General features: G+C 64.2%; 19 protein-coding genes. 10 read left to right on the forward strand and 9 right to left on the reverse strand.

The annotated features are described in order from the left end of the window. Positions 1 to 12: 12 nt before the first annotated feature. Both ASC48_RS16120 and ASC48_RS16125 read right to left on the reverse strand, forming a co-directional pair. The gene (locus tag ASC48_RS16120; protein WP_055456749.1) at positions 13 to 702 is read right to left on the reverse strand and encodes a FadR/GntR family transcriptional regulator; all 690 of its coding nucleotides are present in this window, start codon (positions 700 to 702) and stop codon (positions 13 to 15) included. A 122-nt stretch (positions 703 to 824) separates the two neighbouring features. After that, complete coding sequence (locus ASC48_RS16125; protein ID WP_055456750.1) at positions 825 to 1,739, reverse strand: GntR family transcriptional regulator; 915 nt, start codon at positions 1,737 to 1,739, stop codon at positions 825 to 827. A 129-nt stretch (positions 1,740 to 1,868) separates the two neighbouring features. Here ASC48_RS16125 and ASC48_RS16130 point away from each other — a divergent pair, with 129 nt between their 5' ends. Further along, positions 1,869 to 2,852, forward strand: coding sequence for a zinc-binding alcohol dehydrogenase family protein (locus ASC48_RS16130; protein WP_208975779.1), 984 nt, complete (start codon positions 1,869 to 1,871; stop codon positions 2,850 to 2,852). 1 nt (position 2,853) lies between these two features. Here ASC48_RS16130 and ASC48_RS16135 read toward each other — a convergent pair whose 3' ends face one another. Genes ASC48_RS16135 through ASC48_RS16145 form a run of 3 tightly spaced genes read right to left on the reverse strand, consistent with a single transcriptional unit; the run spans position 2,854 to position 5,444 of the window. Beyond that, on the reverse strand, positions 2,854 to 3,513 hold the full coding sequence (locus tag ASC48_RS16135; protein WP_055456752.1) for an aspartate/glutamate racemase family protein: 660 nt from the start codon (positions 3,511 to 3,513) through the stop codon (positions 2,854 to 2,856). 10 nt (positions 3,514 to 3,523) lie between these two features. Continuing rightward, entirely contained in the window at positions 3,524 to 4,696 is a 1,173-nt protein-coding gene (locus ASC48_RS16140) for an amidase (protein ID WP_055456753.1), read from the reverse strand. 13 nt (positions 4,697 to 4,709) lie between these two features. After that, positions 4,710 to 5,444, reverse strand: a complete 735-nt coding sequence (locus tag ASC48_RS16145) for a FadR/GntR family transcriptional regulator (RefSeq protein ID WP_055456754.1) — start codon at positions 5,442 to 5,444, stop codon at positions 4,710 to 4,712. A gap of 199 nt (positions 5,445 to 5,643) precedes the next feature. Between ASC48_RS16145 and ASC48_RS16150 the strand changes: the two genes are divergently transcribed. From ASC48_RS16150 to ASC48_RS16170, 5 genes are all read left to right on the forward strand, one after another. Continuing rightward, positions 5,644 to 7,254 carry an ABC transporter substrate-binding protein gene (locus tag ASC48_RS16150; protein WP_055456755.1) on the forward strand — a complete coding sequence of 537 codons (1,611 nt, stop codon included), beginning with the start codon at positions 5,644 to 5,646 and terminating at the stop codon, positions 7,252 to 7,254. Positions 7,255 to 7,375: 121 nt separating this feature from the next. Beyond that, the gene (locus ASC48_RS16155; protein ID WP_055456756.1) at positions 7,376 to 8,329 is read left to right on the forward strand and encodes an ABC transporter permease; all 954 of its coding nucleotides are present in this window, start codon (positions 7,376 to 7,378) and stop codon (positions 8,327 to 8,329) included. A gap of 3 nt (positions 8,330 to 8,332) precedes the next feature. Then, entirely contained in the window at positions 8,333 to 9,232 is a 900-nt protein-coding gene (locus ASC48_RS16160; RefSeq protein WP_055456757.1) for an ABC transporter permease, read from the forward strand. Positions 9,233 to 9,243: 11 nt separating this feature from the next. Next, positions 9,244 to 10,308: an ABC transporter ATP-binding protein gene (locus ASC48_RS16165; protein WP_055456758.1), complete on the forward strand. Its 1,065-nt coding sequence runs from the start codon at positions 9,244 to 9,246 to the stop codon at positions 10,306 to 10,308. Beyond that, positions 10,305 to 11,321 carry an ABC transporter ATP-binding protein gene (locus tag ASC48_RS16170; RefSeq protein WP_425270038.1) on the forward strand — a complete coding sequence of 339 codons (1,017 nt, stop codon included), beginning with the start codon at positions 10,305 to 10,307 and terminating at the stop codon, positions 11,319 to 11,321. Before ASC48_RS16165 ends, ASC48_RS16170 begins: the two co-directional genes overlap by 4 nt. Positions 11,322 to 11,416: 95 nt before the next feature. On the opposite strand, the gene ASC48_RS16175 is transcribed toward ASC48_RS16170, so the two are convergent. Continuing rightward, positions 11,417 to 13,222 carry an adenine deaminase gene (locus ASC48_RS16175; protein WP_055456760.1) on the reverse strand — a complete coding sequence of 602 codons (1,806 nt, stop codon included), beginning with the start codon at positions 13,220 to 13,222 and terminating at the stop codon, positions 11,417 to 11,419. 214 nt (positions 13,223 to 13,436) lie between these two features. Here ASC48_RS16175 and ASC48_RS16180 point away from each other — a divergent pair, with 214 nt between their 5' ends. From ASC48_RS16180 to ASC48_RS16195, 4 genes are all read left to right on the forward strand, one after another. Then, positions 13,437 to 14,459, forward strand: a complete 1,023-nt coding sequence (locus ASC48_RS16180; protein WP_055456761.1) for a zinc-dependent alcohol dehydrogenase — start codon at positions 13,437 to 13,439, stop codon at positions 14,457 to 14,459. A 182-nt stretch (positions 14,460 to 14,641) separates the two neighbouring features. Next, positions 14,642 to 15,769: an AbrB family transcriptional regulator gene (locus tag ASC48_RS16185; protein ID WP_208975773.1), complete on the forward strand. Its 1,128-nt coding sequence runs from the start codon at positions 14,642 to 14,644 to the stop codon at positions 15,767 to 15,769. Between the two features lie 101 nt (positions 15,770 to 15,870). Beyond that, positions 15,871 to 16,800, forward strand: coding sequence for a carbohydrate kinase family protein (locus ASC48_RS16190; protein WP_055456762.1), 930 nt, complete (start codon positions 15,871 to 15,873; stop codon positions 16,798 to 16,800). A 269-nt stretch (positions 16,801 to 17,069) separates the two neighbouring features. Next, positions 17,070 to 18,752 carry a methyl-accepting chemotaxis protein gene (locus ASC48_RS16195; protein ID WP_055456763.1) on the forward strand — a complete coding sequence of 561 codons (1,683 nt, stop codon included), beginning with the start codon at positions 17,070 to 17,072 and terminating at the stop codon, positions 18,750 to 18,752. An 83-nt stretch (positions 18,753 to 18,835) separates the two neighbouring features. On the opposite strand, the gene ASC48_RS16200 is transcribed toward ASC48_RS16195, so the two are convergent. Genes ASC48_RS16200 through ASC48_RS16210 form a run of 3 tightly spaced genes read right to left on the reverse strand, consistent with a single transcriptional unit; the run spans position 18,836 to position 20,853 of the window. Then, positions 18,836 to 19,150, reverse strand: coding sequence for a lipid-A-disaccharide synthase N-terminal domain-containing protein (locus ASC48_RS16200; RefSeq protein WP_050471610.1), 315 nt, complete (start codon positions 19,148 to 19,150; stop codon positions 18,836 to 18,838). Between the two features lie 37 nt (positions 19,151 to 19,187). After that, a complete protein-coding gene (locus ASC48_RS16205) occupies positions 19,188 to 19,958 on the reverse strand; it encodes a glycosyltransferase family 2 protein (RefSeq protein WP_055456802.1) in 771 nt (256 codons plus the stop codon). 7 nt (positions 19,959 to 19,965) lie between these two features. Continuing rightward, on the reverse strand, positions 19,966 to 20,853 hold the full coding sequence (locus ASC48_RS16210; RefSeq protein WP_208975774.1) for a phosphatase PAP2 family protein: 888 nt from the start codon (positions 20,851 to 20,853) through the stop codon (positions 19,966 to 19,968). Position 20,854 lies beyond the last annotated feature (1 nt).

The raw sequence follows: 20,854 nt of genomic DNA on the forward strand, positions 1-20,854 counted from the left end.
ACTTGGATGAGTTCAGACGGGATCGCCCGCCTGTTTTGCGAGGGCCGCGAAGACGGCGCCCGAATAGTCGAAATGGGTGTTGAGACTGGCCGTCAGCCCGGCGGCATCGCGGGCACGCAGCTTGGCGATGATGGCCTGATGCTGGGCATGGGACTCGACCGTCTGCGCCGAGCGGGACTTGCCCACCTCCATGTAGAAGCGCAGCGGCACCGACAGCACCCGGTACATGCGGATGAGCACCGTGTTGCCCGTCGCCTCCACCATGGCCATGTGAAAGTCGTAGTCGTGCCCCGCGGCTTCCGAAACGGTCATGGCCCGGCGCATGCGCTCGTTCGCCTCGGTCATCTGGTCGAGATGGCTGTCCGTCACGCCGATCGCGGCCAGAGGCGCTGCGCCGGTTTCCACGATGCGGCGGAAATTGAGCACGTCTTCCAGCGTCTTGGCGGAATTGTCGAAATGCTGGGCAAAGACGGAGAAGATCGGATCGAAATCCGGCTTGCGCACCTTTGCGCCGCGCCGCGTCTTCTCGATGAGGCCGAAGGCTTCCAGATGGATCATGGTCTCGCGCACCGTGTTGCGCGCCACGCCAAAGCGTTCGGCCAGATCCCGCTCGTTCGGCAGCAGATCCCCGACCTGCATGCGCTCCACGATCTCCCGGCGCAGAACCTCGCGAATGTCCTCGACTGCTGAAAGTCCCGCCATGGCCTCCCCTCCATTGGCACTTGGTCCTATGGTTGGACCAAACTCGGCGCTATGAATTCACCGGCGCGTGCCGGTTGTCAAGCCTTGTCAGACAAGCTGACCGGAGATTTCTGCAAGGACGCTCACGCCGGACCGGTGTCTTCCGGCCAGATCACCGAGGCCATCAGCGTGCGCCGGGCGGTGGCCAGATGGGCATCCAGCGCCGCCGCAGCCCGCTCTCCATCACCGGCCTGAACCGCCTCGATAATGGCCATGTGCTCGGAAATTGCAGCGCGGTTGCGGTGCTGTTCGTCACGCTTGTTCCAGCGGTAGTGGAAGTGCACGATGATGGAGATGGTGCGGCTGAAATCGATGATGAAGCGGTTGCCGGAGGAGGCGCAGAGCAGCTGATGGAAGGCTGCATCAAGCTGTGGAAAGGCATCAAGCCCCTCATCCGGCCCGGCCGCCAGAGCCTGATGCGCCAGCGACAGCGCCTGCAAATCCCCTGCCCGCGCGCCGCCCGGTCCGCAGACGCTCATCATGCCGGCCAGCGCCTTGCGCTCGAACATCTCGCGCACGGTGAACATTTCCTCGGCAAAACCACGGGTGAAGCCCTTCAGCACCCAATGCCGGTTCGGTTGCTTTTCGATCAGGCCAAAGGGCTCGAAGCGGATCAGGAATTCGCGGACGGAGGCCACATTCACCCCGAAGCGGCGGGCAAGCCCCGCCTCGCTCAGCACCGTGTTGGGCCGCGGATCGCCGCGCAGCACCCAATCGAGAAACTGGCTCTCCACATGCGCCTGATGGGAAAGGGTTTCTGATTCCTCGAACCAGTCGGCCGCTTCCGGCAGGCGGCGCAGGACCTTTTCGCGCCCGTCCCAGTCGAGAATCCCGGCGTCAGCCAGATGCGCCAGCACGGCGCGCACGGTGGTCCGGCTCACGCTGAGAGCCTCGGCCAGTTCTGCTTCCGAGCCCAGCCGTTCGCCGGGCGCCATCAGCTGCAAGCGGTCCAGAATCAGATTCACACGCAGTTTGAAGAGGTTGCGGTTGCGCGCCACGGACAGGCCTCTGGTTTTCAACCGGGATCAACCGGATTCAGTTTGACGGAAACGGATCTTTTTCAATAAAAAACCGTAAGCGATGCAAGCGCGCAGATCAAGAAACCCGGAAACTGTCCCATGTCCCTGATGAAGACCCTTGTGTGTGCCGAGCCTGGCAAGTTCGAACAAGCCCAGCGTCCGCGACCCGAGGCAAAGCCCGGCCACGTGCGGGTGAAGATCGGCCATATCGGCATCTGCGGCACGGATTACCACATCTATGGCGGTCATCAGCCCTTCCTCGCCTATCCGCGCGTCATGGGCCACGAGCTTTCCGGCACGGCAGAGGAAGCCTCTTCCGATGGCCGGATTGCCAAGGGCGATCTCGTCGTGGTGAACCCCTACATCACCTGCGGCAAGTGCCACGCCTGCACCATCGGTAAGCCCAACTGCTGCGAGGCCATCGCGGTGCTTGGCGTCCACACGGACGGCGGCATGTGCGAGGAAATCGTAGTGCCGGAGGGGAACCTCTACCCGGCGGAAGGCCTGTCACCCAAGGCTGCGGCCATGGTCGAGTTTCTGGCCATCGGCGCCCATGGCGTGCGCCGGGGCGGCGTCAAGCGCGGCATGAGCGCGCTGATCGTGGGCGCTGGCCCCATTGGCCTTGGCGCTGCGATCTTTGCCGCCATTGAAGGCGCAGACGTCACCCTGCGCGACACCTCACAGTCGCGGCTGGATCTTGCCCGCAAGGCGCTCCCGTCTGCCCGCTATGAATTGGTCGGCGAGGAGACCCCGGGCGCCTATGACGTGGTCTTCGATGCCACCGGCAACATCAAGGCTATGAATGCAGGTCTTGCCCACGTCGCCCATGGCGGCGCCTATGTGCTGCTGTCCGTGGTCAAGGGCGATCTGGTCTTTGCCGATCCCGAGTTCCACAAGCGCGAGACGACGCTCTTCGCCAGCCGCAATGCACTGAAGGAAGACTTCGAGCACGTGATTGCCAAGATCCGCAGCGGCGAGGTTCCGGTGGATGCCCTGGCAACCCATGAAACAAGTTTCGAGGACGCCGTGACCAACCTGCCGCTCTGGGCAGAGGACCGTGGCACTCTGATCAAGGCCATCATCAAGGTCTGATTCACACACCGCTGCGCCGGATCAGCCTTGCGATCCGGCGCGCCGCTTCCGGCACCGGCTCGATGATGGGCACGGAAAACTGTCCCGCCAGAGCCCGTGCCGCGACAGCCAGCGGCCCGCCGCCGATGACAATCGCCTCGGCCTCATCTTCCGAAATGGCGAAGCGGATGACCTCTGCCAGAGCCGCTTCCAGCCTTTCCGGGTCTGCCATCACCTGATGCACATCGCCCGCCGTCAACCGCACGGAGGTGAGGCTGTCCTCAAGGCCATAGGCTTCTGCCCGCGCCTTGATCGGCGCGGCCAGTTCCGGAGTCGTCGTCACCACGCAGAACCGCCGCCTGCCCTCAGCCGCTGCCAGCATGCCCGCTTCGGCAATGCCGGTAACGGGCACGGCGAGCGCTGCACGCAATTCCTCCAGCCCCGGATCGCCGAAGGCTGCCGTGATGACGCCGGAAATACCCTCCGGCAGATGATCCGCCAGCGCCGCCACATCCGCTGCCGCTTGCGCCAGCGCCTTTGGTTCCGTGATCACCGGCGGGCCTTTGGCAACGGTCACGGGCAGAAATTCGATCTCCGGCATGGCATCGGCCGCAAGCCGCACCATGGCCAGCGTCGTCGCCACGGTGGTGTTGGGGTTGATCAGCGCGACGCGCGGCTTCATGCCAGCCTCCTTATGCGGCGGACATGCGGCGGGCAAAGTCGAGGATCATCTCCTCCCCGCCCCTTGCGGCCACCAGTGACAGGCCGACGGGCGCGCCGTCCACGGTGGCGCCGGGAATTGTCAGCTCCGGCAGGCCGCTGAGACCGGCAATGCAGGTGACCGGCATGGTGGCCCTGCGGTAAAGCTCCAGATCGGACTGGCTGGCATCACGCAAGGGCGCCGGGCCGGGAGCCGTTGGCAGCAGCAGGATCACGCCGCCGGAAAGCGCCTCATCCATGGCGGCTCGGATGACAGACCGGTCTTGTGCAACCTTGGCAAAGGTTTCTTCCGAAACGGCTTTGGCAGCGGCAAGCCGCTCGCCGACGCCGGGGCCGAAGTCCGGTTGCTCTGCCTCGATCCAGTCCCCCAGCGAAGCCCAGGTTTCATAGGCCTGATGCAACCGGAATGTCTCGAACCAGTCGATCTCCCCGTAAAGCGGGATGGCATGGGGGAGCGCAGGCCCCAGCAGGCTTTCAGCCCGGGCGACACCCGGCGCAAGCGCGCTGCGCATTGAGGCATCCAGCGTCGCCCATATGGTTTCCGGCATCCACAGCCGCGCGGGGGCTGGCGCATTGTCTGCCTTGATGCCGAAGACGGCGCTGATCCGCAGCATCAGATCGAGCTCCCGGGCAAACCAGCCCGGCACATCGAAGCTGGGGGCAAGAGGTTTCAGCCCCGTGCCATCAACGCGGCCATGGCCGGGACGCAAGCCGTAGAGCCCGCAGAAGGATGCAGGAACGCGCACCGAGCCGCCCGTGTCGCTGCCAAGGGCAAAGTCCACGAGGCCTGCGGCCACCGCAGAGGCTGAACCGGACGACGAGCCGCCCGGCACCCGCAGCGGCGCGGCACTGTTCAGCGGCGTGCCCGTATGGGCATTGCTGCCGATCATGCTGTAGGCAAGCTCATCCATTTTGGTGAAGCCAGCGAGCCCCGCCCCGGCATCCAGCACCGCTTGCAGCGATGGTGCCGTCACCGTGTCCGGCGCATGGCTCGCCTTCCAGGCAGGGCTCCCGTTACCAGCCACACGTCCCGCAAAGGCGTAATTGTCCTTGGCGGCAAAGGTGAGGCCGTTCAGCGTGCCTTGGCCCGCCACCAGCGGCGTCTCCAGAACCTCGATGAAAGATTCAGCCGTATCATTGATCATGAAATCATCCTCCTCACGAGGTCAGGTCTATTCCGGCGCGCCGGGCGGCGCCCTGAATGTGGGCAGCCATGGCGCGGCAGGCGGCATCCCCGTCCAGCCGGTCCACCGCTTCCATAATGGCCAGATGCTCGGCTGCGGTTTCCACCATGCTTTCCATACGCACCATGGGCACCCACTGGCTGCTCTGGAACTCCCGCGCCATCAACCGGTGCATGGACTGGAAGATGCGGTTGCCGCAAGACTCGACGATCAGATCATGGAACAGGGTGTCCTGTGCCGCCACCTCGACACTGCGGCCGGTGCGGGCCGCCGCCATCAGCGCCTCGACCGAGCGCCACAGCCGCCATTTCACATCACCGGTGAGCGCAGGCATGGCTAGGCGCAGCACCTGCGGCTCCATCGCCATGCGGAATTGATAGGTCTCTTCAAGCGAATAGCCTCTGCCGTGCGACCACAGATCGGCCGGCTGCAGGCCGGATGCGCCCGCAACAAAAAGCCCGCGCCTCTGCTCGACACGCACCAGCCCCAGCGCTTCGAGCATGGAAATCGCCTCGCGCACCGAAGGCCGCGATGCGCCCAGAATGCCGGCAAGATCGCGCTGGGACGGCAGGGCATCACCCTCCTCCAGCCCTTCATCGGCAATCATCGCCTGGATCGCCCGGGCCACACGCGCCGGAACCGAGGCGGATGCATCATCCTCCGGCAGCGCCAGTGTGCCGTCTGCGTCATCTGGTGAAAGAGCGGTCATACCTGCCTAAATCTTCGCCTTGCATCAAAAATGCGCTGTTCATACGCTCATCTGGTCAGATCAGAATGATTTGGTAGCGCACGAAAACCTGACCTTCAAGTCAAAAATTAAAATGACTTCCAGACACCGCGCATCCCGCAAGTTCTGAAAAGTCGTTCAATAAGAAACACATCAAAACTCTCAGAGAAGGAACACATTGATGGCGTTGAAGACATTCCGAAGCGCAGCACTTGCGGCCCTTTCGCTTGCCGCCCTTGCCGGCACGTCAATGCATGCTTTGGCAGCAGGCACGCTGCGCATCGGCATGACCGCGTCGGATATCCCTCTCACCACCGGTCAGGTCGATCAGGGCGGCGAAGGCATGCGCTTCATCGGCTACACGGTCTATAACTCGCTGGTCGAGTGGGATCTTTCGAGCGCCGACAAGCCTTCCGTTCTGACGCCGGGCCTTGCCACCGAATGGAGCGCCGATCCGGCCGATACCACCAAGTGGACCTTCAAGATCCGAGAAGGCGTGAAGTTCCATGATGGCTCGGACTTCACTGCCCATGACGTGGTGTGGAACCTCGACAAGCTGCTGAAGACCGATGCGGAACAGTATGACCCGCGTCAGGCCGCACAGGGCAAATCGCGCATTCCCGCGGTCGACACCTACCGCGCCATCGATGATTACACGCTGGAAGTCATCACCAAGGCCCCTGACGCGACCCTGCCCTATCAGCTCGCCTGGATCTTCATGAGCTCCAAGGCCAACTGGGAAGCCAAGGGCAAGAACTGGGAAGAGGTTGCCAAGGAGCCGTCTGGCACCGGACCATGGAAGCTTGCCAGCTTCGTCCCGCGTGAGCGTGCCGAACTCGTGCCCAACACCGGCTATTGGGATGAGGCCCGCATCCCGAAACTCGACAAGATGGTGCTGGTGCCCCTGCCCGAGCCGAATGCCCGCACTGCGGCCCTGCTCTCAGGTCAGGTGGACTGGATCGAGGCGCCCGCCCCCGACACGATCCCGGCCATCAAGGCGCAGGGCATGACGATCACCTCCAACGCCTATCCGCACAACTGGACCTGGCACCTGTCGCGCGTGGAAGGCTCGCCGTGGAATGATATCCGCGTGCGCAAGGCTGCAAACCTCGCCATCGACCGTGACGGCCTGTCCGAACTTCTGGGCGGGCTGATGATCCCGGCCAAAGGCTTCGTGCCGCCGTCCAACCAGTGGTTCGGCAATCCCACCTTCGACGTGAAGTATGACCCGGAAGAGGCCAAGCGCCTGCTGGCAGAAGCCGGCTATGGCCCGGACAAGCCGCTGAAGGTGAAAGCACTGATCTCGCCCTCCGGCTCCGGCCAGATGCTGCCCCTGCCCATGAACGAATACATCCAGCAGAGCCTTGCGGAAGTGGGCATCGAGGTGGAATTTATGGTGGTGGAGTGGAATCAGATGATCAACCTGTGGCGCGCCGGCGCCAAGGACCCGAGCGTCGAGGGCTCCCATTCGATCAACTTCACCTATTTCATCCAGGATCCCTTCACCGGCTTCCTGCGGCACCTGAGCTGTGACCTCGTGGCGCCGAACGGCACCAACTGGGGCCACTACTGCGACCCGGAGATGGAAGACCTGTTCAAGCAGATCAAGACCACCTTCGACCCGGAAAAGCAGGATGAGGTGATCCGCAAGACCCACGAGAAATTCGTCGATGACGCCCTGTTCCTGATGGTCACCCATGACGTTGCCCCGCGCGCCATGACAGGCAGGGTGAAAGGCTTCGTCCAGCCGCAGAACTGGTACCTGAACTTCTCCTCCATCACGATGGAATGAGGCTCCCTGCCCGGCGGAGAGGCCCCCGCCGGGCAGGCTCTCCCGAACATAGCCCACGATCCCGGCCGCAAGAGCCGGGGCGCAAAAGACACCGGTTTCCCGAGAAGAGCAGCCCCCGCCCATGTTCACCTATCTTCTGCGCCGTCTGATCTATGTGCTGCCGGTCGCCTTCGGCGTCAGCCTGATCTGCTTCCTCCTGGTGCATATCGCCCCCGGCGACCCGCTGACGGCGATCATGCCGGTGGATGCGACACAGGAACAGCAGGCGGCCATGCGCTCAGCCTACGGGCTCGACAAGCCCCTGCCCGTGCAATACGGCATCTGGGTCGGCAAGGTCGTGACCGGCGATCTCGGCAAGTCCATCGCCACGGGCCGTCCGGTGGCGCAGGAAGTGTTCGGCGCGGTCAAGAACTCCATGCTGCTCGCCTTCATGGCCAGCCTGATTGCCTTTCCCATCGGCCTGACGCTGGGCTTCCTTGCCGGATACTGGCGCGGCACCGCCTTTGACCGTCTGGTGACGGGCGTTGCCATCACCGGCGTCTCCGTGCCCAATTACTGGCTCGGCATCGTGCTGGTGATCATTTTCTCCGTCCAGCTCGGCTGGCTTCCGGCCATGGGCGCAGGGCCGGGCGGTTCGGGCGTTTGGGTCTGGGACCTTGAGCACTTCAGGTATCTGATCCTGCCCTCGGTCACGCTTGCGGTGGTGCCCATCGGGCTGGTGGCCCGCACGGTGCGGGCGCTGGTGGGCGACATTCTCACCATGGATTTCGTGCAGGCACTCTATGCCAAGGGCATGCGCCACCACGAGGTGCTGCGCCACGTGCTGTGGAATGCCGCCCCCACCGGGCTGTCTGTCATGGGCCTGCAGCTCGGCTATCTGCTCGGCGGCTCGATCCTGATCGAGACCGTGTTCAACTGGCCCGGTTCCGGATTCCTCTTGTCCAACGCCATCTTCCAGCGCGATCTGCCGCTGCTGCAGGGCACGATCCTGGTGCTCGCCATGTTCTTCGTCACCATGAACCTCCTCGTCGACGTGGCACAGGCCGCCATCGACCCGCGCATCAAGAGGGCCTGAGCCATGAGCGTGACAAGCCCCGCAGCAAGCCCTGCCGCAATCACCGCACCTGTTGTGCAATCCGCCCCCGGCTACTGGTCCGGCGTCGCCCGCCGTTTCCTGCGCGACCGGCTGGCCGTGATCTGCCTCGTCATTCTGGCGGCGCTCATCCTGGCGGCCATATTCGCCCCTTACCTCGGCCTTGCCGACCCGTACAAGGCCAGCATGATCCGGCGCCTCAAGCCGATAGGCTTCGACGGTCATCCGCTCGGCACCGACGAGCAGGGCCGCGACATGCTGGCCCGGCTGATCTACGGCGGCCGCCTCACCCTGTTTGTCGGGCTGATGCCGGTCGTCTTCGCCTTCTTCATCGGCTCGGCGCTGGGCATCATCGCCGGCTATGCGGGCGGCTGGCTCAACACGGTGATCATGCGCACCGTGGACGTGTTCTTCGCGTTTCCCTCCGTGCTGCTGGCCATCGCCATTTCCAGCGCGCTGGGCGCGGGCATCGTCAACAGCCTGGTGTCGCTCACCATCGTCTTCATTCCGCCCATCGCCCGCGTTGCCGAAAGCGCCACCGCCAGCGTGCGCTCGCTCGACTATATCGATGCGGCAAGGGCGAGCGGCGGCGGGGCGCTCACAATCATCCGCGCCCATGTGATCAGCAACGTCATCGGCCCGATCTTCGTCTATGCCACCAGCCTCACCAGCGTGTGCATGATCCTTGCCGCAGGCCTCTCCTTCCTCGGTATCGGCGTGCGCCCGCCCGAGCCGGAATGGGGCCTGATGCTGAACACCCTGCGCACGGCGATCTACGTGAACCCCTATGTCGCCGCCCTGCCCGGCCTGATGATCTTTGCCACCTCTCTCTGCCTCAACCTGCTCAGCGACGGCCTGCGCAGCGCCATGAACGTCAAGGACTGAGGAACACGCAAATGACAGCCACCAACGCCTTGAACGCAGAAACTCTTGCGCAGACCGAAGACAGGGGCGGCCCGGCCCAGCCCCTGCTGATGGCGCAGAACCTGACGAAGCACTTCCCCATCCGCTCCGGCCTTCTCAACCGGCGCACCGGCACGGTGCATGCGGTGGATAACGTTTCATTCCATGTGAAAAAGGGTGAGACGCTCGGCATCGTCGGCGAATCCGGCTGCGGCAAGTCCACCACCGCCCGCCTGCTGATCGGCCTCATCCCGCATGATGCCGGGGAGATCATCTTCGATGGCGAAGCGCTGGGCACGGATCTGGCGCTGAAGGACCTGCGGCGCGGCGTACAGATGGTGTTTCAGGACAGCTACGCCTCGCTCAACCCGCGCCTGACCATCCTCGACTCCATCGCCTTCGGCCCGAAGCTGCATGGCATGGACGATCCGGAAGGCAGAGCCCGCAAGCTGATGGAAAAAGTGGGCCTTGACCCGGCCCGCTTCGCCCACCGCTACCCGCATGAACTGTCCGGCGGCCAGCGCCAGCGCATCAACATCGCCCGGGCGCTGGCCATGGCCCCGCGCCTCGTCATCCTGGATGAAGCCGTCTCTGCCCTAGACAAGTCTGTAGAAGCGCAGGTGCTGAACCTGCTTAACGATCTCAAGGCAGAGCTGGGCCTCACCTATGTTTTCATTTCTCATGATCTGAATGTGGTGCGCTACATTTCCGACCGGGTGATGGTGATGTATCTGGGCGAAGTGGTGGAAATCGGCCCTGCAGAGAGCATCTACGAGCAGCAGGCCCACCCCTACACAGCCTCGCTCTTTGCCGCCATGCCCTCCATGGACCCGGACAACCGCACGCAGGAACCTCCGCTCGCAGGCGATCCGCCCAACCCGGTCAACCCGCCCACCGGCTGCCGCTTTCACACCCGCTGCCGCTTTGCCGAAGGCGTCTGCGCTGCGTCCAAACCTGCGCTTGCCGCCCTCCCCGGTGCCGAGGAACACATGGCGGCCTGCCACATGCTGGAGCCCGCCTCCGGCCACAGCCTTGCCGTGAAGGAGGCCGCAGAATGACGAGCACAGTGACTGGCACAATGACCTCCGCCGCCCCCCTGATGGAATTCGACAATCTCACCGTCCGCTTCAAGGGCGAGCGCACGGTTCATGCCATCAACGGCGTCAGCCTGACCTTGCAGCAGGGCGAAACCCTCGGGCTGCTGGGCGAGTCCGGCTCCGGCAAGAGCGTGACGCTCAAAACGCTGCTGCGCCTGCTGCCGCCGCGCCGCACGGACATCGAAGGCAGCGTGCGGGTGAATGGCACCGACGTGATGAAGCTGCAGGGCGCCGCCCTTTCCGCCTTCCGGGGCAGCGAAGTCTCCATGGTGTTCCAGGAACCGGCGCTGGCGCTCGATCCGGTCTTCACCATCGGCGACCAAATCGCCGAAACCGTGATGCGCCACAAGGGCGTGAGCAAGCTGGCCGCCATGGATGTGGCGCTCGACATGCTCACCCGCGTGCGCATCCCCTCGCCCGAGCGTCGGCTGAAGAACTATCCGCATGAAATGTCCGGCGGCATGCGTCAGCGCGCCATGATCGCCCTCGCCCTCGCCTGCCGCCCGAAGCTGCTGCTGGCCGACGAGCCGACCACCGCCCTTGATGCCACCGTGCAGATCCAGATCCTGCTGCTGCTGCGCGAATTGCAGAAGGAATTCGGCATGGGCGTCATTTTCGTCACCCATGACATCGGCGTTGCCATTGAGGTGTCGGACCGGATCGCGGTCATGTATGCGGGCAATATCGTGGAGATGGGCCCGGCGCGCGAGATCATCCGCAACCCGCAGCATCCCTACACGCGCGGCCTTCTGGCGGCAAACCTGCATGATGTGGTCAAGGGCCAGCGGCTTGACGCCATTCCCGGCTCCCCGCCCGCGCTGGAAACGAAACCGGTCTCCTGCTCCTTCGCCCCGCGCTGTGCCTTTGCAACCGGCATCTGCCGGGCGCAGAAGCCGGAGCTTGTCCCGGCCAAAGGCCAGACCGCCCATCTTTCCGCCTGCTTCCACGCGCAGGCGGCAAACGTGGCGGCTTGAACCCATCCCCAGCGCCGTCCCCGCCTTCTGCGGGGACCTGCCGGGGAGGCAAGGCATTGCGCCCCTCTCAGGCGGCGCGGTTGGGCTTCCAGCCGCTACTGCGCGTTCTCCATGATCAGATCCGTCATTTCAAAACGGATGACATCAACGAGCCCGAGATCGGAAATGCGCAGTTCGGGGATCACGACCAGCGCCAGCAGCGAGTGCTGCATGTAGGCGTTGTTGAGGGTGCAGCCGCAGGCGGCCATGGCTTCTACCATCGCCGCAGCCTTGGCTGCGACATCCACGGCGGGGCTGTCAGACATGAGCCCGGCGATGGGCAGCTCCACCAGCGCCAGTTCCTTGCCATCCTTCCAGACGGTGACGCCGCCGCCCACTTCACCCAGCCGGTTGGCCGCCTTCGCCATCATCTCTCGGCTGGTGCCGACAACGATCATGTGATGGCTGTCATGGGCGACGGTGGAGGCAATCGCCATGTCTCCCGTGTAGCCAAAGCCAGAGACAAAGCCGTTGACCACCTTGCCCGTGGCGCGGTGGCGCTCCACCAGCGCGATCTGGCAGACTTCGCCTTCCGCTTCCACCAGCCCGCCGGAGACAGGAAGCTCCGCCGTCAGCGCCTTGGTGGGGGCCTGGTTTTCGACAACGCCAATGACACGGGCCTTCACCGCATTGGCCCCGGCAGGCGCGGGAATGGCGAAATCGGCAGCCTCCAGCACCTTGCCGAGCCGCACGGTCTCCCGTGCGCTCTGCGGCCAGTCATAATGCGGGCACTCCGCTAGCAGCTTGCCCCCCTGCGCCACCAGAACGCCGCGGGCATAAACATCCTCGATGGGCAGATCCGTCAGGCTGGAGGTGAGGATCACATCCGCCCGCCGCCCCGGCGCGATGGAGCCAAGCTCCCGCTCCAGGCCAAAGTGGGAGGCCGTGTTGATCGTGGCCATCTGCAGCGCGATCACCGGATCGCAGCCGCAGGCGATCGCATGGCGCACCACCCGGTCCATGTGGCCATCATTGACCAATGTCCCGGAGTGGCAGTCATCGGTGCACAGGATGAAGTTGCGCGGATCGAGCCCCTTCTGTGTCACCGCCGTGATCTGGCTTTCCACGTCATACCAGGCCGAACCCAGTCTCATCATGGAACGCATGCCCTGCCGCGCGCGGGCGATGGCATCGGATTCCGCCGTGCCCTCGTGGTCATCCGCCGCGCCGCCCGCCACATAGGCATGGAAAGGGATGCCCCGGTCGGGGCTGGCATAATGGCCGCCCACCGTCTTTCCGGCGGCCATGGTCGCGGCCATTTCGGCCAGCATCTGCGGGTCGCCGTTGATGACGCCGGGATAGTTCATCATCTCGCCAAGGCCGATGATGCCGGGCCAGTTCATGGCCTCGGCAACATCTTCAGCCGAAATCTCGAAGCCCGTCGTTTCCAGCCCCGGCGCGGAAGGGGCACACGAGGGCATCTGCGTGAACATGTTGATCGGCTGGAGCATCGATTCGTCATGCATCATCTTCACGCCCGCCAGCCCCAGTACGTTGGCGATCTCGTGCGGGTCGTGAAAGATCGTCGTGGTGCCATGGGGAATGACGGCGGCGGCGAACTCCGCCGGGGTCAGCATGCCGCTCTCCACATGCATGTGGCCGTCAAGCAGCCCGGGAATGAGGAAGCGCCCCTCCGCCTCCACCACCGTCGTGCCTTCGCCGATACAGTGCGAGGCATCAGGCCCCACATAGGCAAAACGGCCCTCACTGACCGCCACCTGCCAGCCGTCGAGGATTTCCCGGCTCTGCACGTTAACGAGCCGCCCGCCCCGGATGACGAGATCCGCAGGCGCCCGCCCCGCCGCCACCGCCACGAGCTTCGGAGCCGTTTCGGCCCAGGATTTGAAGGTGGACTGGCTCATGGCGGCAAACTCCTGAAAGACCTGACTGTTGCGCCATGGTTCGGTGCGGCGCCCCGGCTGTCAAGCCACAGACCGGCCCGAGAAACAACCGGCAATTGATCTGGCGCAAGGATGATACCGCCTCATCGCTGGCACCTTCTTGGCAAGCCGCTGCCCGGGAACTCCAGTTTCCGCGCGGTGCAGCCATTTCCTGCTGGACGGAAGGAGACAGCACATGTCTGCAAAGATGAAAGCAGCCGTCGTCAGGGCTTTCGGAGCCCCGCTCGACATCAGCGAGGTGCAGAAGCCGGAAGCAACGGCGGGCAAGATCGTCGTCAAGATGATGGCGAGCGGCGTCTGCCACACCGATCTTCACGCCGCCGAAGGCGACTGGCCGGTGAAGCCCAATCCCCCTTTCATTCCGGGCCATGAGGGCGTCGGCTACGTCTGCGAGGTCGGCTCCGGCGTCAAGGGCGTCAAGGAAGGCGACCGGGTGGGCGTGCCCTGGCTGCATTCGGCCTGCGGCCATTGCAAGCATTGCATGGGCGGCTGGGAAACCCTGTGCCATGACCAGCACAACACCGGCTACAGCGTCAACGGCGGCTTTGCCGAATATGTGCTGGCCGATCCGGACTATGTGGGCCACCTGCCCGACGGCCTCGAATTTGCCCCCGCAGCGCCCGTGCTCTGTGCCGGTGTCACGGTCTACAAGGGCCTCAAGGAAACCGAGACAAAGCCCGGCGAAACCGTGGTCATCGTCGGTATCGGCGGCCTTGGCCACATGGCCGTGCAATATGCCCGGGCAATGGGCATGAAGGTGATTGCCGTCGATATCAGCGACGACAAGCTGAAGCTCGCCAGCAGCCTTGGCGCAGATCTGACGATCAATGCGCTGACCACCGATCCTGTGGCGGAAGTGCAGAAGCTTGGCGGCGCGGAGGGCGTGCTTGTCACTGCCGTCTCCACCAAGTCCTTTGCGCAAGGCTTCGGCATGCTGGCCCGGCGCGGCACCATGGCCCTGTGCGGCCTGCCCCCCGGCGATTTCCCTCTGCCGATCTTCGACACGGTGCTCAACCGCAAGACCATTCGCGGCTCCATCGTCGGCACGCGCAATGACCTTGCCGAATCCCTCGCCTTTGCCGCCGGCGGCAAGGTGAAGGCGCATTACGCCATGGACAAGCTCGACAACATCAATGCGATCTTTGACAGGATGCGCGCCGGACAGATCGACGGCCGCATTGTCATGGACATTTCCTGAAGACCCCAACCTTCAGGAGATCCCTCCGGCCGCGGGGCCGGTGCATGAAGGACAGGCAACCGGGTTGTCTCACGGCAACAAGCTGCCTATAGTCCCGCGTGCACCGGGGCCGGAGGGTTTCTTTTCAGAAGCGAGGCTGCGGTGCGCCTCCGCCGTGACGTTCCCCGACCCCCAGCACCCCCGTGTCCCGACCAGACCCTGCCCCTGAACAGACAGGCCCGGAAGTCTCCGGCACAGAAAATGCGCGCGCCCTGACGCCGGACGTGCTGCGCCGCATTGCCTTTGGCGCGCTGCTCGGGGCTGCGGGCGGCATCCTGTTCTGGCTGGCCCATATGCCGCTGCCGTGGATGCTGGGCTCCATGCTCTTCACCATGGTGGCATCGATCTTCGGCGCACCGATCCTGCCGCCGAACCGCATCCGCCCTGCCCTTGTGGCGGTCATCGGCGTGCTGCTCGGCTCCGGCTTTTCGCCCGCCCTCATGGGACAGCTCGGTGACTGGGCCATCTCGCTTGGCCTGCTGGCGCTTTATCTCGTTGTCTCCGGCGTGCTGGCCGTTCCCTTCTACATGAAGGTGGGCGGCTTTGACCGCATCACGGCCTTCTGTTCCGGCATGCCGGGCGGGCTGATGGAAATGGTCAGCCTCGGCAAGGACCTGGGCGGCGACGATCGCAAGATCATTCTGGCGCATGCCGCCCGCATCGTCGTCACCATCAGCCTCATCTCCTTCTGGTTCCGCATCATCGAAGGCCAGAACGTGGGCACCGCCATCACCAAGGGCGGCAGCCCGTCCTGGCAGGACCTTGCCATCCTCGCGGCCTGCGGCGTCATCGGCGCCTTCACGGCGCTGAAACTGCGCCTGCCTGCCGCAACCCTCGTCGGCCCCATGCTGCTGAGTGCCGCCGTCCATGTCACCGGCATCACCGCCAGCGCCCCGCCGCAGGGGCTGGTGATTGCCTGTCAGGTGCTGATGGGTACCATCATGGGCTGCCGGTTTCTGGGAGCCGGGCGGCGCGAGGTGATCCACGCCGTCTCCCTCAGCTTCGGCGCCACCTTGATGACCCTGCTGGTGACCTTGCTGTTTGCCCTCGTTTTCGGCGCGTTCATCGGTCAGACCACCTCGCAGATCGTGCTGGCCTATGCCCCCGGCGGCCTCACCGAGATGAGCCTCATCGCCCTCGCGATGAAGGCGGAAGTCGCCTATGTGGCCAGCCACCACATCACCCGCATCGTGCTGCTGATTTCCTTCGCACCACTGGTTCTCTCCCTCATCGACCGCCGCCCGCCCGGCCGCATCAAGCCGCGGGACTGATTTCTCCCCTTACTTACGGCAGTGCTTGCACGCCGCACAAAGCCGGGGCACAAGCAGTGCGGAGCTGATTTGTTTTGATCCGGATACCGGGAGGAACGCGGATGATCTTGTGTTGCGGCGAAGCGCTGATGGATATGCTGCCCAGGACTTTGGGCACGGAAGGCACAGCCTTTCTGCCGGTGCCGGGGGGCGCCATCTTCAACACGGCCCTTGCGCTTGGCCGCCTCGGCAATCGTGCAGGCTTCCTCTGCGGTGTCTCGACGGATCTCTTCGGCGAGCAGCTTCTGGCCCATCTTGCCGCCTCCGGCGTCACGCCGGACCTGTGCATCCGCTCTGCCCGCCCGACGACGCTTGCCTTCGTGCGGCTGGTCGATGGGGACGCCACCTACACCTTTTATGACGAAAACTCGGCCGGGCGGCTGATCACGCCGGAAGACCTGCCGGTGCTGCCGGAAGGGACAAGTGCCCTGCATTTCGGTGCCATCAGCCTGATCGGCGAGCCCTGCGGCACCGCCTATGAGGCCCTGCTGACGCGCGAGGCCCCCGCCCGCGTGATCTCGCTCGATCCGAACATCCGCCCAGGTTTCATCACCGATGAAAGCGCCTACCGTGCCCGTCTTTCCCGCATTATTCCGCAGGCGGACATCATCAAGGTCTCGCATGAGGATCTGGAATGGCTGGCCCCCGGCGAGCCGTTCGAGGCGCTTGCACAGGACTGGATCGCCAGCGGCGCGAAGATCGTCATCCTCACCCTTGGCAAGGATGGCGCAAGGGCTCTGACCCGCACGCTCGACGTGACCGTTCCGGCCCGCAAGGTCGAGGTGGTGGATACGGTCGGTGCCGGCGACACGTTCAACGCAGGTTTCCTGTCGGCGCTGGATGATGCCGGTCTCCTGACCAAGGAAGCTGTTGCAGGCATCTCGGAGCAAAGCCTTGCAGCCGCGCTGGCCCGTGCGGTGGCAGTCGCCGCCATCACAGTTTCACGCGCGGGTGCCAATCCGCCTTTCCGAAGCGAACTTTCCGGCATCTGAGACCACTCTTCGCCACGAGGAGAAGAAATCAGCCTCCCCATAGGGCGGCTGTTTCCTTGTGCGCCGCAAAATAGAACCGGAAGACCTGCCTCATCACATTAAGCAACCAGAGATTTTACCGTAAGAATTGCACGCAACCTAAAATTACAAATCTGCCAGAAAACCTGCCCTCAACGTCACATAGCTGTCATCTTCATTTAAATCTTCAGTAATCACCACATCCTATCGTTACGGCCAGTTTCTTCCGCTTCGGCAGAAAGGCCTTACCGATGGCACTCAAGCATATTCCGATCGTCCAGAAGATTCTGGCGGTCCTCATTCTCATGGGACTTTGCGCGACCGGAATCGCGGCCGTCGCCTGGACGCAGATCAACGCTCTCAGTCATTCCTTCACGGAAGTCGGCGCCTCCGAAGAAGCGGCCCGCGAAGCAATGGACCTGCGGATCGACATCATCGCCATCAGCCGCATGACCTATCAGCTGGCCCTCGCGCCGGAAAAAGCCTCCGACTTCCGCGCCGAAACAGACCGCCGCTCCAGGGAAATGCTGGACCGCCTGCCGGTTCTCGAAGCGGTGGCCGACACGGCGCAGAAGCAGCAGCTGGCCGATGTGCGCAAGGCAATGGATGCCTATTTCAAGACCATCATTGCCATGGTGGACGTGGCCGCCAAGGATCCGGCAAATGAGAAAGCCATCACGGGCGCCCTTGCAACCGCCCTTTCCGGCCAGAAAAACGTAACGGACGCGGTCAAGGTCTACAGCACCTATTCCGATAGCATGATGAAGAGGCAGCGCGAGACTGCCTCCAGTTCCGCCATCTCCGCCGCAACCACCATGGTGGTCACAGCTGTCATCGCCATTATCGCCGGTATCGGCATCGGCCTCTATGTCAGCCAGTATGGCGTGGCCAAGCCGATTTCCGCGATGGTCGAAACACTGACCCGGCTTGCGGATGGCGACAACTCGGTCACTGTCGAGGGCACGGACCGCCGCGATGAAATCGGTGCAGTTGCCAGGGCTACGCTGATCTTTAAGGAAAACAGCATCGAGAAGGAACGCCTGCAGCGGGAAGCCGATGCGGAGAAGGCCAGCGCCGAAGCCCGCCAGAGGGAAATGATGGCGCGCATCGCCAAGGAATTTGAAGATGCCGTTGGCGGCATCGTCAGCAACGTGACGGTGGCCGCGAACCGTCTCGAAAAGGCGGCACAGGCCATGTCCTCCAACGCGGAACACACGTCCCAGCAGTCCATCACCGTGGCAGCGGCCGCCGAGCAGGCCTCGGCAAACGTCCAGACCGTGGCAGCTGCGACCGAGGAGCTGACCGCTTCCGTCCGCGAGATCGCCGGTCAGGTCGACCAGTCCAACCGCATGTCGAATGTGGCCGTGGCAGATGCCGATACGGCCGCCCGCAAGGTTCACAGCCTGTCGGATGCGGCCCAGAAGATTGGCGACATCGTCGAGCTGATCAACGGCATCGCCAGCCAGACCAACCTGCTCGCCCTCAACGCCACCATCGAGGCGGCCCGTGCGGGCGAAGCCGGCAAGGGCTTTGCAGTGGTTGCCGCCGAAGTGAAGCAGCTCGCCGATCAGACGGCCAAGGCCACCACGGAGATTGCATCGCAGGTGGCCTCCATCCAGCTCTCGACCATGGACTCAGCCGCAGCCATCACAGACATCGCCGAATCCATCCGCAAGATGAGCCAGATCAGCGGCGCGGTTGCCGCCTCGGTGGAAGAGCAGTCCTCCGCCACGCAGGAAATTGCCCGCAACGTGCAGCAGGCTTCCAGCGGCACCGCGGAAGTGTCCAGCGCCATCGCCACGGTGACCCGTGCGGCACAGGAATCCAGCTCCGCCTCGACGGACGTGCTGCATTTCTCGGCCGATCTTGCCAAGCAGGCGGATCAGCTCAACCGCGAGCTCTCCCGCTTCCTCGGCACCATCCGCGCCGCCTGAAAGCCGGGCGTGCAAGAACAGGAAAGGGCGGGATGGTCACCATCCCGCCCGTTGTTTTTTTCCTGTTGGCTGAGGTTCTGCGTTCAGATCGTGGGATCCTGGCGCTTTTCCTTGAAGATCAGCCACAAGTTCCGGATATAGATGATCAGGCCAAGGGCTTGTCCGGCGATGAACACCGGGTCCTGACGCTGGATCGAGTAGATCAGCAGCAATGTTCCGCCGCCGATGGAGAAAAACCAGAAGGCCACCGGCACGATGGACCGCCCTACCCGCTCCGATGCAATCCACTGCACCACAAAGCGCATCGAGAACATGAACTGGGCGACGAAGCCCAGGATGATCCAAACATCCAGCTGCTGCACGAAAACCGTATGCAGCCAGTCAAGCAAAGCGTTCATCTGAATTGCGGCTCCTGTGATCCGCTCCGGCGTGGTCTTAACGGGGTCCGGCGGCCGGTTCGATGGCCGAAACCTCGGGGATGGATTTGCGGCGGCGGCGCAGCCACCACACACCGAACAGATCGAGTGCGCCGATCAGGGCCCGGTCGAAAATGCCATATTTGGACGTGCCATGGCGGCGGTGCCGGTCCAGCACATCCACATGCACCACACCGTAGCCCTCGCGGATCACCAGCGCGGGCAGAAAGCGGTGCCAGCTGTCGAAATACGGCAGCTGCAGAAAGACCTCGCGGCGCAGCGCCTTGAGGCCGCAGCCGCTGTCACGGGTGTTGTCCTTCAGCAGCGCGCCGCGCAGGCGGTTGGCAAGCCGCGAGGCGATGCGCTTGGTCCGGCTTGCCTTGCGCCCCACCCGCTGCCCGGCGGCGAGCGCCACGGACGGCCCACCCGCTTCCAGCGCAGCCATCAGTTCCGGGATATAGGCCGGGTTGTTCTCGCCATCGCCATCGATCGTGGCAACAATCCGCCCGCGGGCGTGGCGCAGCCCGGTGCGCACGGCGCAGGACTGGCCGCCGGACCGGGCATGGCGCAGTGGGCGCAGCCAGGGATGGGAAGCGGCGTAGGCGGCGAGAACCTGATCGGTGCCATCGGTCGAGCCATCGTCGATCACCAGCACCTCGAAGGCGCGGCCCTGCAGCGCCTCGGCAATTTCGTCCAGCAGGATGGGCAGGTTGTCGCGCTCGTCCTTGGCCGGCACGATCACGCTCACCTCAAGTCCGGGCTCTGCCGTGCCCTGCTCTGCACCGTTCATCGGCATCTCACTTTTCATCCTGTGCAGCGGCTGGATGCGCGGTCATAGACCGGCGCCCAAGGGCCGCATTCCAAAGCGCCCGGAAGGCTGCCCGCGCCGAAAAGGCATTGGCAATGGGCCGGATCCGTCCACCGGGGCGCAGCACGAAGCCGATCCGGCGCTTCGCCATCCAGCGGGCGCAGTATAGCGTTGTCGCGGCCCCGAGCAGCAAGCCCGCCGCAACGTCCGAAGGGTAATGCGCCCCGACCATCACACGGCTGAAAGCCGCCCAGAAAGCCACAGCGGCGATCAGCCAGCGCCAGGCCGGGAAAATCAGCGCCAGTGCCAGCGCGAAAGCGGCGACCGTGGTCGAGTGGCCCGAGGGAAAGCTGGTGTAGGTGCTGTTAAAGGCGAAGAGGCTGAACTCGACCGGGCCCGCCACCTCATACAGCTTCGGCCGGGCGCGGCCGATACTCCACTTCAAGATCACCACCAGGAGGCCGCTGAGCGCGACGGAATAGAAGACGAAGGCTGCATAGGTCCAGATCATGACTCCGGCCATGCGCACCCGCACCGCGAGAACCTGCGCATTCACGAGAGCCAGACAGGCGAGGCAGAACAGTCCGGTAGACCACAGGATCCAGTTTGACTTGCCCAGATCCGTGACCCAGGAGAACACCACGCCATATTCCGGTGGCAGTGCCCGCACCCATGGAATGGCGGGAATGTCCAGCATCACCACGCCGAAGCCTGCTGCCAGCAGCAGGATGGCCAGAAAGTCCTGCGGGCGCTGGCCGGCCGGCAGTGGCTCATGCGGGCCCTTCGCCCGGGTACGCCGGTTTGCGAGAATGGTGCGGATGCTGGCCACATTCGCCACAAAACGCTGCCGCACCTTGGAAAAACGTCCGGATGCCATC

It is taken from the genome of Pannonibacter indicus, assembly GCF_001418225.1.
GTDB lineage: Bacteria > Pseudomonadota > Alphaproteobacteria > Rhizobiales > Stappiaceae > Pannonibacter > Pannonibacter indicus.